The 12,769-nt window shown below is 70.3% G+C and carries 14 protein-coding genes; 10 read left to right on the top strand and 4 right to left on the bottom strand.

The window, feature by feature from the left end:
* Window positions 1-56: 56 nt before the first annotated feature.
* On the bottom strand, window positions 57-1,214 hold the full coding sequence (gene proB, locus H0524_RS16835; protein WP_180199500.1) for a glutamate 5-kinase: 1,158 nt from the start codon (window positions 1,212-1,214) through the stop codon (window positions 57-59).
* A 13-nt stretch (window positions 1,215-1,227) separates the two neighbouring features.
* Here proB and H0524_RS16830 point away from each other — a divergent pair, with 13 nt between their 5' ends.
* From H0524_RS16830 to H0524_RS16815, 4 genes are all read left to right on the top strand, one after another.
* Complete coding sequence (locus tag H0524_RS16830; protein ID WP_180199499.1) at window positions 1,228-1,533, top strand: MGMT family protein; 306 nt, start codon at window positions 1,228-1,230, stop codon at window positions 1,531-1,533.
* A 42-nt stretch (window positions 1,534-1,575) separates the two neighbouring features.
* Window positions 1,576-3,069 carry an MFS transporter gene (locus H0524_RS16825; protein WP_180199498.1) on the top strand — a complete coding sequence of 498 codons (1,494 nt, stop codon included), beginning with the start codon at window positions 1,576-1,578 and terminating at the stop codon, window positions 3,067-3,069.
* Window positions 3,066-4,568: an aspartate aminotransferase family protein gene (locus H0524_RS16820; protein WP_180199497.1), complete on the top strand. Its 1,503-nt coding sequence runs from the start codon at window positions 3,066-3,068 to the stop codon at window positions 4,566-4,568. The genes H0524_RS16825 and H0524_RS16820 overlap by 4 nt, the downstream gene beginning before the upstream one ends.
* Window positions 4,569-4,738: 170 nt before the next feature.
* Window positions 4,739-5,317 (top strand): NADH-quinone oxidoreductase subunit B, encoded by a 579-nt coding sequence (locus H0524_RS16815; RefSeq protein WP_180199496.1) that lies wholly within the window; start codon window positions 4,739-4,741, stop codon window positions 5,315-5,317.
* 69 nt (window positions 5,318-5,386) lie between these two features.
* On the opposite strand, the gene H0524_RS16810 is transcribed toward H0524_RS16815, so the two are convergent.
* Window positions 5,387-6,433 (bottom strand): glucose 1-dehydrogenase, encoded by a 1,047-nt coding sequence (locus H0524_RS16810; RefSeq protein ID WP_180199495.1) that lies wholly within the window; start codon window positions 6,431-6,433, stop codon window positions 5,387-5,389.
* 176 nt (window positions 6,434-6,609) lie between these two features.
* Between H0524_RS16810 and H0524_RS16805 the strand changes: the two genes are divergently transcribed.
* The 3 genes from H0524_RS16805 to rarD are packed head-to-tail and all read left to right on the top strand — an operon-like array spanning window position 6,610 to window position 9,154.
* Window positions 6,610-7,215: an NADH-quinone oxidoreductase subunit C gene (locus tag H0524_RS16805; protein WP_180199494.1), complete on the top strand. Its 606-nt coding sequence runs from the start codon at window positions 6,610-6,612 to the stop codon at window positions 7,213-7,215.
* Window positions 7,215-8,177, top strand: a complete 963-nt coding sequence (locus tag H0524_RS16800) for a complex I subunit 1 family protein (protein ID WP_180199493.1) — start codon at window positions 7,215-7,217, stop codon at window positions 8,175-8,177. The genes H0524_RS16805 and H0524_RS16800 overlap by 1 nt, the downstream gene beginning before the upstream one ends.
* A gap of 29 nt (window positions 8,178-8,206) precedes the next feature.
* The gene (gene rarD, locus H0524_RS16795) at window positions 8,207-9,154 is read left to right on the top strand and encodes an EamA family transporter RarD (protein WP_180199541.1); all 948 of its coding nucleotides are present in this window, start codon (window positions 8,207-8,209) and stop codon (window positions 9,152-9,154) included.
* Between the two features lie 12 nt (window positions 9,155-9,166).
* On the opposite strand, the gene H0524_RS16790 is transcribed toward rarD, so the two are convergent.
* Window positions 9,167-9,877 carry an SDR family NAD(P)-dependent oxidoreductase gene (locus tag H0524_RS16790; RefSeq protein WP_180199492.1) on the bottom strand — a complete coding sequence of 237 codons (711 nt, stop codon included), beginning with the start codon at window positions 9,875-9,877 and terminating at the stop codon, window positions 9,167-9,169.
* A 204-nt stretch (window positions 9,878-10,081) separates the two neighbouring features.
* Between H0524_RS16790 and H0524_RS16785 the strand changes: the two genes are divergently transcribed.
* The 3 genes from H0524_RS16785 (at window position 10,082) to H0524_RS16775 (ending at window position 11,780) form a co-directional block, all read left to right on the top strand.
* Window positions 10,082-10,894: a helix-turn-helix transcriptional regulator gene (locus tag H0524_RS16785; protein WP_180199491.1), complete on the top strand. Its 813-nt coding sequence runs from the start codon at window positions 10,082-10,084 to the stop codon at window positions 10,892-10,894.
* Complete coding sequence (locus H0524_RS16780; protein ID WP_018726920.1) at window positions 10,885-11,067, top strand: DUF397 domain-containing protein; 183 nt, start codon at window positions 10,885-10,887, stop codon at window positions 11,065-11,067. Before H0524_RS16785 ends, H0524_RS16780 begins: the two co-directional genes overlap by 10 nt.
* 71 nt (window positions 11,068-11,138) lie before the next feature.
* Window positions 11,139-11,780, top strand: a complete 642-nt coding sequence (locus tag H0524_RS16775) for an HAD family phosphatase (RefSeq protein WP_180199490.1) — start codon at window positions 11,139-11,141, stop codon at window positions 11,778-11,780.
* Window positions 11,781-12,212: 432 nt separating this feature from the next.
* Here the strand turns inward: H0524_RS16775 and H0524_RS16770 are convergent, their stop codons facing one another.
* Window positions 12,213-12,593 carry a hypothetical protein gene (locus H0524_RS16770; RefSeq protein WP_218942148.1) on the bottom strand — a complete coding sequence of 127 codons (381 nt, stop codon included), beginning with the start codon at window positions 12,591-12,593 and terminating at the stop codon, window positions 12,213-12,215.
* Between the last annotated feature and the right edge of the window lie 176 nt (window positions 12,594-12,769).

Here is a 12,769-nt window from a genome sequence, read left to right as displayed (position 1 = left end):
GGATCTGGGGACGGAATCGTGCCGGGCCGGAGACCGGCCTTACAACAGCACCGGCCTTACAACAGCACCAGGTCGTCGCAGTGGACGACCTCCCGTTCGTAGCCGGGTCCGAGGGCCGTGGCGAGCTCAGCGGTGGAGCGCCCGAGCAGGCCGGGCAACTCCACCGCGTCGTAGTTGACCAGCCCGCGGGCCACCGGCACCCCATCGGCGTCCACCAGGTCAACCGGATCGCCGGCGGTGAAGGCGCCCCGCACGGCGGTGATCCCCGCGGGTAGCAGCGACTTGCGTCGGTTGACGACGGCCGCGACCGCGCCCGGGTCCAGCTGCAGCCGGCCGCGCGGTGCGGTGGCGTGCGCCAGCCAGAACAGCCGCGCGGCCGGCCGGCGTTGCCCGGGGTGGAAGAGCGTGCCGACCGGCTTGCCGTCCAGCGCCGCGGCCGCCTGGCCGGCGGAGGTCAGGACCACCGGGATGCCAAAGCCGGTGGCGATCCGGGCTGCCTCCACCTTGGTCACCATGCCCCCGGTGCCGACCCCGGCCCGGCCAGCACCGCCGATCGCCACCCCGGACAGGTCCCGCTCGTCGTGGACCTCGGCGATCCGGGTCGATCCGGGGCGGGCTGGATCCCCGGTCCAGAGCGCGTCCACATCCGAGAGCAGCAGGAGCAGATCGGCGTCGACCAGGGCAGCCACCAGGGCGGCGAGCCGATCGTTGTCGCCGAACCGGATCTCCTCGGTGGCGACCGTGTCATTCTCGTTGACGATCGGCACCGCGCCCAGGTCGAGGAGCTTGCGCAAGGTCCGGTACGCGTTGCGGTAGTGCGCCCGCCGGGTCAGGTCGTCCACGGTGAGCAGGACCTGACCGACGGTGCGCCGGTGCCGGGCGAAGGCGGCGGCGTACCGCCGGATCAGCAGCCCCTGGCCGACGCTGGCGGCGGCCTGCTGGGTGGCCAGGTCCCGGGGGCGGCGGGTCAGCCCCAGTGGAGCCAGCCCCGCGGCGATCGCGCCGGAGGAGACCAGCACGACCTCCCGGCCCTGGGCGGCGAGCGCGCCGAGGGTGTCCACGAGCGCGTCCACCCGCCCGTCATCCAGGCCGCCGGCCGCCGTGGTCAACGAGGAGGAACCGATCTTGACGACCACCCGTCGAGCCGCCGTCACCTTGTCGCGCACCCGCCCATTCTGCGATGTCGGTCGGTCAACCCCCGTCCCGGTTCCCATATCGTGGCGCGTCGTGGAACCCGAGGAGTACGTCGAGGCGGTGCTGGAACTGGTCGAGCGCATCCCGCCCGGCCGGGCGATGTCGTACGGGGCGGTGGCCGACGCCCTCGCCGAACGATCGGGGCGGGCGTCGCCCCGGCTGGTCGGTTCGATCCTGGCCCGCCACGGCGGGGGCGTGCCCTGGCATCGGGTGGTGAACTCGGCCGGCCGGCTTCCCCCCGGGCACGAGCTCTCGGCCCGGGCCCGGCTGCTCGCCGAGGGGACACCGCTGCGCGGCGACCGGGTTGACCTGCGGGCGACGGGCTGGTCGCCGGAGTAGGGGATGTGACCGCCGCCATACTTGTGAGTAATATTCGGCGCCATGGACGCGCTGCCGGTTGGAACCGGTCCACCTGCTGCTGGCTCCACCGCCCGCCCGGCGCCGGCCGGCGACCCTGCCGGTCTCCCCGGAGGCGAGGCGCTGCCCCGCCGGGTGCACCTGGGCTACGCCACCGGGTCGCTGGCCACCGGGGCCTTCGGCACCGTGCCCGGGCTGCTGCTCCTGCCCTACCTGACCGACACGCTGGGCGTGACGGCGGGAATCGCCGCCCTGCTCGTACTGCTGCCGAAGGCGTGGGACGTACTGGTCAACCCGGTCGCCGGCCGGATCTCCGACCGCACCCGCTCCCGGTGGGGGGCCCGCCGCCCGTACCTCCTCGGCGCCGGGATCGCACTCGCCGGCTGCTTCGCCGCGATCTTCGCAGCGCCGTTCGGCGCCGGGGCGGCGGCCGGCGGCTACGTGGCGTTGGCCTTCCTGGCCACCGCGACCGCGTTCGCCTTCTTCCAGGTGCCGTACGTGGCGATGCCGGCCGAGCTGACCACCGGCTACACCGAGCGCACCCGGTTGATGACCTGGCGGATCGCGGTGCTGGCGCTGGCCATCCTGGTCTCCGGCGCGGTGGCCCCACTGGTGCGGGACGCGGGCGGCGGCGGTATCACCGGGCACCGCTGGATGGGGCTCTTCGTCGCCGCCCTGATCCTGCTGGGCGCGGTCGGGGCGTTCGTGGGCACCCGGTCCGCGCCGGTCGGCATCGTGCAGGAGAGCGAGCCGTCGTTGCGGGTCCAACTCCGGACCGCCGGCCGTAACCGGCCGTTCCGGGTGCTCCTGGCCTGTTTCGTGATCCAGTCCGCCGGGGTGGCGACGATTCTGGCCGGGGTGAACTACTTCGCCACCCAGATCCTGCGCAACCCGGAGAGCGGGCCCACCGTCCTGTTCGCCTGCTTCGTCGGGCCGGCGCTGTTGGTCATGCCGCTGTGGAGCCGGGTCGGGCAGCGGTTCGGCAAGCGCACCGGACTGGTCGCCGCCGCGCTCCTCTTCGCCGCCGGCGCGCTGGCCCTGGTCGGCGCCGAGGTGCTCCCCGCCGTCGGCATCTACCTGCTGGTCGCGCTGGTCGGCGTCGGGTACGCCGGCCAGCAGGTCTTCGCCCTCGCCATGTTGCCCGACTGCATCGCCTACGACGAGGCCCGCACCGGCCGGCGCCAGGCGGGCGTCTTCACCGGGGTGTGGACCGCCGGGGAGACCTTCGGGTTGGCGCTGGGGCCGGGCATCTTCGGTCTGGTGCTCCAGCTCTCCGGCTACCTCTCGTCGGACACCGGGGCCGCCGCGACCCAGCCGGATTCCGCCCGGCTCGGCATCCTCCTCGGCTTCACCGTCCTCCCCGCCATCCTGGTCGGTGCCGCCACTTTGCTGCTGCGCCCCTACTCCCTCACCCCCGCTGATCTCGACGCCGTCGCGGAGGAGCTACCTTCTCGCGAATCCGGACCCTCGGCGACGACCACGGTCGCCGACCCCCACGGAAAGGGCACCACTGAATGATCGACGAAGCGGGGCTGCCCGCCCACGGACTGCCGGCGGAGCGCGTTCTGGCCGGAATCCGGGCATTGCGCAGCGGCGACCGGCCCACCCACGGCGGGCGGCTGTTCGCGTACGTCTACGACCCGGCGGTTCCCGGGCTGGATGAGCTGACCGCCGCCGCACACGCGGAGAGCGCCCACGTCAACGGGCTGGACCCGACCGCCTTCCCGTCCCTGCTCGCGATGGAGAACGCGTTGGTCGGTGCCGCCGCCCAGCTACTCGGGGGCGGGCCCGGCACCGCCGCGCCGGACGTGGTGGGCTCGGTCACCAGCGGGGGCACCGAATCGCTGATCCTGGCGGTGAAGGCGGCCCGGGACGCCCACCCCGAGGTCACCGAACCGCGGATCGTGATGCCGGTCACCGCCCACGCCGCGTTCGCCAAAGCCGGCCACTACCTGCGGGTGGCCGTGGACATGGTGCCGGTGTCGGCGGAGACCCTGCGCCCCGACCCGGCCGCCATCGCCGCCGCGATCCGCCCCGAAACCGTGCTGGTCGTCGCCTCCGCCCCGGGATACGCGCACGGGGTCATCGACCCGGTCAGCGAGATCGCGGCGGTCGCCGCCGACGCCGGGGTGCGCTGCCACGTGGACGCCTGCTTCGGTGGCTGGGCCCTGCCCTGGCTCCGCCGCCTCGGCGAACCGGTGCCGGCGTTCGACTTCGCCGTACCCGGGGTCACCTCGATCTCGGTTGACCTGCACAAGTACGCGTACACCCCGAAGGGCGTGTCGATCCTGCTGCACCGGGACCCGGAGCTGCGGAAGCCGCAGTACTTCGTGCACGCCGACTGGCCCGGCTACACGATGATCAACCCAGTGATCGCCTCCACCCGCTCCGGCGGGCCGATCGCCGCGGCCTACGCGACCCTGCGTCACCTGGGCGAGGACGGCTACCTACGGTTGGCGGCGGCGACCCGGGACGCGGTGCGGGAGCTGGCCGACGTCGTCCGGGCCGCGGACGGGCTGCGGCTCGTGGCCGATCCCGAGTCGACCGTGATCTGCTTTACCGCGACCGATCCGGAGCTGGACCTGCTCGTGCTCGTGGACGAGCTGGCCGCTCGGGGCTGGCACACCCAACCGCAGCTCGCCCACGCCGGTCTACCGCGCACCGTGCACCTGACGGTGACCGCGTCGGTGGCGCCGGCGGTGGCGAAGTTCGGCGTTGACCTGGCCGACGCCATCGCGGCGACCCGGGCGGCCGGGCCGGTCACGCTCCCCGCGGAACTGCTCGCCCTCGCCCGCTCACTGACCCCGGAAGGGCTCACCCCGGACCTGGTCGCCGGCCTGGCCGGCGGGCTCGGTCTCGGCCTGGGCGCGACGGCGGACGCCGGGCCGGCCGCGCCGGTGCCGGACCGGATGGCCGTGGTGAACACCCTGCTCGAAGCGGTTCCGGCGGCGCTGCAGGAGCGCCTGCTCATGGAGTTCGTCGGCCTGCTGCAACGACCCACCTGGTCCCACGACTGACGGGGGTACGCCCTGAGCGGCGCCGCCGGCTTACGCTCGGCGCAACCGGGTCGACACCGGCCCGGTTGCGCCGGGCGCTGCCGCGCTCGACGTCGGCCCGGTTGCGTCGAGCGCTGCCGCGGGCGCTGTGGTTGACTGTCGTACCGGGAACGGACGAGGGAGGCTGCGAGGTGCAGGTGCCGGCTGTGCTGGGCGAGCCGATCCGATTCGTGCTGAACTGGGGCCGGCGCTACTCGCTCTGGGTCTTCAACTTCGGCCTTGCCTGCTGCGCCATCGAGTTCATCGCCACCAGCATGAGCCGGCACGACTTCATGCGCCTCGGGGTGATCCCGTTCGCGCACGGCCCCCGGCAGGCCGACCTCATGGTGGTGTCGGGCACGGTCACCGACAAGATGGCCCCCGCCATCAAGCGGCTCTACGACCAGATGCCCGAGCCGAAGTACGTGATCTCCTTCGGTGCCTGCTCGAACTGCGGTGGTCCCTACTGGGACTCGTACTCGGTGACCAAGGGCGTTGACCAGCTCATCCCGGTCGACGTGTACGTCCCGGGCTGCCCGCCCCGGCCGGAGGCGCTGCTGCACGGCATCCTGCGGCTGCAGGAGAAGATCGCCGCCGAGGAGGCCGGTATCGGCGGGGTTCCCCGCCCGGACGCCCTGGCCGCGCCGGCCGACGCCCCCGCCCCCGCCCCCGCCCCCCGCTCCACCGAGTCGCTGACCGCCCCGCCGGTCCGCCCGCCCGACCCGTCCTGACCCCGCCCCGCCCCGACCCGTCCTGAGCCCGTTCCCTGCTGCCCGGTTCCCTGCTGGGGCGGCCCCAGCTCAGGCGGTGAGGTCCAGGACCACCTTGATTTTCCCTTCGCTGACCTCGTACGCGGCGGCGAAGTCGGACATCGGTATCCGGTGGGTGATCAGGGAGTCCAGCCACGAGCGGTCGGCCCGGGCCAGGGCCGCCGCGGCCTGTTTCCAGTGCCGGCGGTTGGCGTTGACCGACCCGATGACCACGGTGTTCTCCAACACGAGCGTCCGGTTCAGCGCCCCGGCGTCGAAGTCGATGGTCCGACCACCGCTGGACACGCCGGTCAGGCAGACGATGCCGGTCGGGCCGACCTTGCACATCGAGTCCAGTACCACCGTCGGGTTGCCGGTGCACTCCACCAGCACATCCGGCTGGAGGTCCACCTCGTTGACCGACGCGGTGTGGTAGTTGGCACCGAGCGCTCGGACCAGCTCCGGCTTCGGCCCCGTCGTGTTTCGGTCCAGTACGTGCACGCTCAGTCCACGTTGGGTGGCGAACAGCGCGGCGAGCAGGCCGATCGGCCCGGCTCCGGTGACCAGGACGTTCCGCGGGTCCCACCGGGCGCGGTGGCCGACCCGTTCGATCTGCTCCCACGCCTTGGCGACCACGCTGGCTGGTTCCAGCAGCACCCCCACCTGGGCGAGGGCGGCATCGAGCGGCACGGCGAAACGTGGCTGCACCCGCCACCGGTCCCGCGCGAAGCCGGGCAGCCCCTTGATGCCGTGCTCGGTGTACAGCCCATTGCGGCACATGTCCCACTCGTCCACGGCGCAGTTCCGGCAGGGCACCGGGTCGGGATGCCGTACGACCGCGGCCACCAGGTCCCCGCGGCGCAGGGTGCCGGTCGGGTCCGCCAGCACCCGGCCCAGCGACTCGTGCCCGATAACCAGCCGCTCCTGGTCGGGGGGCGCCTCGCCGTACTGGCCGGCGATGATCTCCTGATCGGTGCCGCAGATCCCCACCGCCAGCGCCTCGACCAGGATCGCGCCCTCCGCGGCGGCCGGCTCGGGCCACTCCTCGACCAGGCGGAGCGAGCCGGGGACCTGGGGAGAGACCGTCACCGCGCGCATGATCCTCATCTTCGCCGAGGGCGGCGGGCACTGGCGCCGAATGCCACCGCGGACCCCCGGTCGAGCCCCACCGGCCGGCGGAGCCCCGGTCGAGTCATCGGCCGCCCGCCCGCCCGGTGGAGAATGGCCCCCGCTGGGCAACGCACACCGACCCCGGCGGTCATAGGATCGGCGGCATGACTCTGGACGAGGTAGGCCAGCGGATGGTCGCGTTGCTCGCCCCGGTTGAGGTCACCACCTCGGTCTCCGGCGGTCAGGCCTACGCCCGCGCCACCGTTGACGTACCCGCGGAGAGCTGGACCGACGCGCTGCGCGCGGCCCGGGACGACGCCGAACTGGCCTGTGACTTCTTCGACTGGCTCTCCGCGGTGGACGAGTTGGCCGCCGGGTTCGACGTGGTGGCGCACCTGTGGTCCAGTACGCGTCGGCACGGGCTGCTGCTGCGCACCCGGGTGCCCCGCGCGGCGCCGCGGGTCGCCTCGGTGGTCGACATCTTTCCGGGTGCGGCCTGGCACGAGCGCGAGACACACGAGATGTTCGGCATCGACTTCGTCAACCACGTCGACCTCAAGCCGCTGCTGCTGCCCCCGGAGTTCGAGGGGCATCCGCTGCGTAAGGAGTTCGTCCTCGCCTCCCGGGTGGCCAAACCCTGGCCGGGGGCGAAGGAGCCGGGCGAGTCCAAGGCCGGTGGCGGTCGGCGGCCGATGCGCCCACCGGGCGTGCCCGCGCCGGGGGAGTGGGGCCCGGCGCCGACTCCCCCCGAGGGCGGGGGGACGGCCTGATGTCGCCCTGGGTGGAGCTGCTGCTGCGGGCCGGCGCGGTGCTGGTCGCCTTCCTCACCCTGCCGCTGCTGGTCGGCCAGGCCGAGCACAAGATCATGGCGCACATGCAGGGCCGGCTGGGCCCGATGTACGCCGGCGCCTTCCACGGCTGGGCGCAGCTGATCGCGGACGGCGTGAAGTTCGTGCAGAAGGAGGAGATCACCCCCAACGGGGCGGACCGCCCGGTGTTCCGGCTCGCCCCGGTGGTGGCCCTGGTGCCCTACCTGCTGGTGCTGATGGTGATCCCACTCGGGCCGGGTGATCTGGTCGGGCAACCGCTGGACATCGGGCTCTTCTTCGTGCTCGCCGTGGTCGGCGTCGGCGTGGTCGCCGTGCTGATGTCGGCGTGGGCCTCCGCCAACAAGTACAGCCTCCTCGGCGGTCTGCGCGCCGCGGCCCAGCTACTCGGCTACGAGTTGCCGTTCGTGCTCGCCGCCGCGTCGGTGGCGATGGCGGCCGGCACCCTGAGCCTGCCGGGCATCGTCGAGGCGTGGCAGCCCTGGTGGCTGATCTGGCAGGCCCCCGCGATGATTGTCTTCTTCGTGGCGGGGCTCGCCGAGATCCGGCGGCCGCCGTTCGACATGCCGATCGCCGACTCGGAGCTGGTGTTCGGCTACCTGACCGAGTACACCGGCCTGCGGTTCGCGTTCTTCCTGCTCGCCGAGTACGTGGGGGTCGTGGTGATCGCCGCGCTCACCACCGTGCTGTTCCTCGGCGGCTGGCAGGGGCCGTTCGCCGACGCGCAGCTCGGCTGGCTCTGGACGCTGCTCAAGGTCGCCGCGGTCAGCTTCGTGATCATCTGGTTCCGGGTCAGCTACCCACGCCTGCGTGCGGATCAGCTCCAACGGCTCTGTTGGCTGGTGCTGGTCCCCGTGTCGCTGGCCCAGCTCGTCCTGACCGTCACCGTCCGCATCGCCCTTTAGCGCATGCCGTCCCTTAGCGTTACGGGGTGATGCCTCGCAAGCTCGGCTACCTGTACGGCATCGGCGCGTACGTGCTCTGGGGCTTCTCCCCGCTCTACATGAGACTGCTGCGGCCGGCGGGCCCGGTGGAGATCCTGGCCCACCGGATCGTCTGGTCCGTGGTCTTCGTCGCGCTGGTGCTGGCAGCGATGCGCAACCGCAGCTTCCTGCGCGCGCTGCTGCGCAGACCGCGGGCCCTGGCCGCGCTCGGTATCGCCGCCGTACTGGTCGCCCTCAACTGGGGCACCTACATCTACGGGGTCAACTCCGAGCGGGTGGTGGAGACCTCCCTCGGATACTTCGTCAACCCGCTCGTCGTGGTGCTACTCGGCGTCTTCGTACTGCGGGAGCGGCTGCGCCCCGCGCAGTGGGCGGCACTGGGGGTGGGCGGGGCGGCGGTCGTGGTGCTGACCGTCGACTACGGCCGCCCACCGTACCTGGCGCTGGTCCTCTCGTTCACCTTCGCCGGGTACGGACTGGTCAAGAAGCGCCTCGGCCTACCCGCCGCCGAGGGGCTCTTCGTGGAGTCGGCGGTCCTCGCCCTACCCGCGCTCGCGTACCTGGCGTGGCTGGGTGGCACCGGCGGGGCCGCGTTCGGGGCGGTGTCGGCGGGACACACCGCCCTGTTGGTCTCGGCCGGTGCGGCAACCGCGATTCCCCTGCTGATGTTTGCTGGTGCGGCCAACCGACTGCCGTTCACCAGCCTCGGGATGCTTCAGTATCTCGCCCCGATTCTCCAACTCGGCTGCGGCGTCATCATCTTCCGCGAGCCCATGCCTCCCGCTCGCCTGGCGGGCTTCGCCCTGGTCTGGCTCGCGCTCGCCGTCTTCACCGTCGATGCCGTCCGCGCCGCCCGTCGCCTCACCCCGCAACCTGCGGAAGGAGCTTTGGCCGCGGTTCAACCCGGAGCGGGTACGTCACCGTCCCTGCGTCGCTAGCCCTATCGACGGTCACCATTGAAGCGGCTCGCGTTGGTAGAACAACTGCCCGGTGGGCCCGTCATCTGGCAGCGTCGCCAGCCAAGCGAAGGTGTCGGCAGCCTCGTCCGGAGTCTGCTCTGCTTTCCCATAGGCCATTCGGGTGGCGACCCTGCCTGGTGAGGCGGCGTTCACCAGGATGTTCGCCGCATGGAGCTCCGCGGCCAGGATGCAGGTCAAGGCGTTCAGCCCGGTTTTGGAGATTCGGTAGGCCACGCTGCCAGAATTCATCTGCCCGAAGGTGCTCATATGGGTAGTGACGTTTACGATGCGGCCATACCCGAGTTTGCGCATTTCGGGTATGGCTGCTGTGCAGCAACGCCAGGCTCCCATCAGGTTGGCATCAATGGTTGCGCGAACCTTCTCCATGTCTGCCGCACTTGCTTGCTGGCCTCGGTCGATGGCTACGGCGGCATTGTTTACCAGCACGTCCAGCCGACCAAAAGTGACTCCAGTGTCTGCCATCACCCGGACGACGCTCGCCGGGTCGGTCACGTCGAGTTGGTGCGACGAAACCGACAGCCCTTCCTCGCGAAGCTTCGCCGCAGCCTGTTCGGCAGCCCGTTCACTTCGGGCCGTCAGCACCGCATGTAGGCCTTGCGCGGCCAGTCGCCGCGTGATCGCGTAGCCGAGTCCTCGGTTGGCTCCCGTAACAACCGCTACGCGCTTCCCAACGTTGTTCATCCGACTATGTGATCAAACCGTGGAGTTGATCGTCCAGAACGGTGTGCTCGGGAATGGAGGCGGGCGTCGTGCTTCACAGTGTGCTGGGGGCGCGGCTACGGTCGGAAGGGTTTGGCCGTCTGCGCGAGAGCCTTTGGGTGGGGCTGGGGTTGCGGGTGGCGCGGTATTGGAGTCGATCAACCGGTTCGTGGAGGGCGGTTGGAGATGGCGACTGGAGAGATGACCGCTGCGGCGTTTTTGGTGGCGGAGCTGCGGCGGGCGCGGGTTCGGCGGGGCTGGAGTCAGGAGGAGTTGGCCAAGTTCATCAACTATTCACCGTCGATGATCAGCGCGGTGGAGTTGGGGCAGGCGCCCCCGACCAGCAAGTATCTCGAGCAGTTCGACAAGGCGCTGGACACCGGCGGCCTCTTCACCCGCATGTTGGCGAATCTGGTCAGTCTGGATCGTGCCCAACCGTGGCTACGCGGCGGCGGCGAGATCGTTTCGCAGGCGCGGGTGCTGCGGTGGTTCGAACCGCTCTACGTTCCCGGCCTGCTCCAGACCGAGGCATACGCCCGCGCCGTCTTTGAGGCGGGTGGCCTGCTTGAGGCAGCGGAGGTGGAGGCTCGGCTCAACGAGCGGATGGAAGGACAGCGCATCCTCTACGACGAGGAGCAGCCGCGCCTGGTGGCGGTGGTAGACGAGGCCGCTCTGCGTCGTCAGGTCGGGACCCGCAAGACCATGTACGACCAGACTGCTCACCTCGCCCGGGTGGCGACCGAGCATCCCCGTGTTCGGTTACACGTCGTGCCACTGTCAGGGCAGGAGTATCCGGGGATGGGCGGGCCGTTCATCCTCGCGACCCTCCGTGAGGAGACAGAGTTGGCGTTCCTGGCAACGCAGGTGGGTGGGCAGGAAGTCGATCAACCGTCGGATCTCGGGCGGTTGCAACGGGTCTGGGAAGCTAGCCTTGGCGAGGCGTTGCCTCCACAGAAGTCGATCGAACTGGTGAGGGAAGTGACGGAGTCATGGACTTGACGGGTGCTACCTGGCGGAAGAGCAGTCGCAGTGCTCAGACCAACGACTGTGTCGAAGTGGCAACGAACCTGGCCGGTGTGGTGGGGGTGCGGGACAGTAAGGATCCGGCGGGGCCGGCGCTGAACATCGATCCAGGTTCCTGGCGGTCCTTCCTGGCCTCGCTGCAACGCTAGTGCCCATCGTCCAGGTCCGTGGGTGAACCCATTCTGGTCGGATCAAGGCTCGCTGCTGGGAGGTTTACCCAATGACCACGCGCGCGACCGTGCCGGACGGTAGGGCCTACGAGGCCCTGATATTTGACTGGGATGGCACCCTGGTGGACTCCAGTAAGGTCTGTTTTACGGCCTTGGTGCGTGCGATGGCAGATGTGGGAGTGAAGCTAGATCCGGATTGGTATTGGCCGCGGCAGGCGATTGCGTCGCCGGACCTGCTGCTCGTGTGGGAGCAGGAGTTTGGCCATCTGCCGGAACCGATTGACGAAATTATCGGCAGGTGCCGCAGGTACGTGCGGGCCGCCGCCCCCAAGCTCAAGGTGATCGACGAAGTGGCCCTGGTCGCGCGCACCGCACGGCAGCGCGGCCAGCGGCTCGGCATCGGCTCGAACTCGTCCGGAAACGTCGTGGCTGCCGGGCTCGCAGCGACAGGCCTTGCAGCCTTGTTTGATGTCGTCGTCACCTGGAGTGATGTGCCGCGGGGCAGGGGCAAACCCGAGCCGGATATCTTCTTGCTGGCTGCCCAGCGGCTCGATGCTGAGCCGGCCGACTGCTTAGTCTATGAGGACACGCAGGCGGGTGTCGAGGCGGCCAATTCGGCAGGCATGACGGCGTTCAACGTGCAGACCGGCGTCCTGAGTGGGCCTACCGGAATGACGCCCCTGCCACGATAAGCCGCGGCGCGATCGTGTCGGGATTACCGCCACCACTGGTGGTGCCCAGCACGCGTGGCTCGATCACCCGGCTCGGGACCAGGGCGGAGGTGGCCGTCGCGGTGTCTTCCGCTGGCCATTGCTCGACTTGAGCTAGCGAGCGTTCAAACGCCCTGGCCGCCGCAGTCCGCCAGCGCAGTGGGGTGTTTGTGGCGGTGAGCTGTAGTAGAATCACGGCGAACGCTCTGGGCGCCCTTGGCCACCAGAGTTCTGGCTCTAATTTTGGGTGGCGCTCACCGGTCCGGTGAGCGCCATTCCGCTTTCAATGCCCTGCCCCAGCAAGTCCGGCATGACGGTGGACGGTCAGCCCTTTACGCTGAGCCGGCATGCCAGTGTTGGCCTCGGGCTGGAAGTGGCCAACCAGAACTGAGAGGATACCGAAGCGCTTCGGGCTCAGCCCACCGACTCGCCACGATTGGCGCGGGCCATACGAACTGCCTGGATGTTGCCGACTGCGAGCCCGAACACGAACCCCGATAAGAATGCAGCGCCGACTCCGTCCACGCCGACGATCCAGGAGAGGTTCAAGCCGAGGAGTCCGAGTGCCAAGGAAAGCAGGCTGAACCGAGTCGGGATCGCCTCGCCTCTGAGCCAACAACGGATCGCAGAGATTGTCAGGCCCGCGCTGGACGCCGCTGCGACGACGAACGGTAATACTACGAGCGCGACCTCGGCATCTGATAGCGCGAAATAGACCGCCACGGCCAATGCTCCCACGGCCAGCCCGGCCGACACCGGAATCGCGTTGGACGGCCAGGCACGGTCATCTCGCATTCCTGGTTTGACTCCACCATCCGCCACGGCGGGTGAGTGTAGTCAATCGGCCTCCCTAAGGGATGTCTCGTAACCCCGATGTCCGTCTGTTAGGGACAGTCGTGCAGGATGTTCGGGGTGCAGGTGATCACGTCAGCCCGCCCGGAGTGGATCTTCCCGTTCACCGGATTGCAGCC

The organism is Salinispora sp. H7-4 (genome assembly GCF_013416675.1).
GTDB classification, from domain to species: domain Bacteria; phylum Actinomycetota; class Actinomycetes; order Mycobacteriales; family Micromonosporaceae; genus Micromonospora; species Micromonospora vitiensis.
This window is presented reverse-complemented; position numbering and strand designations above follow the sequence as displayed.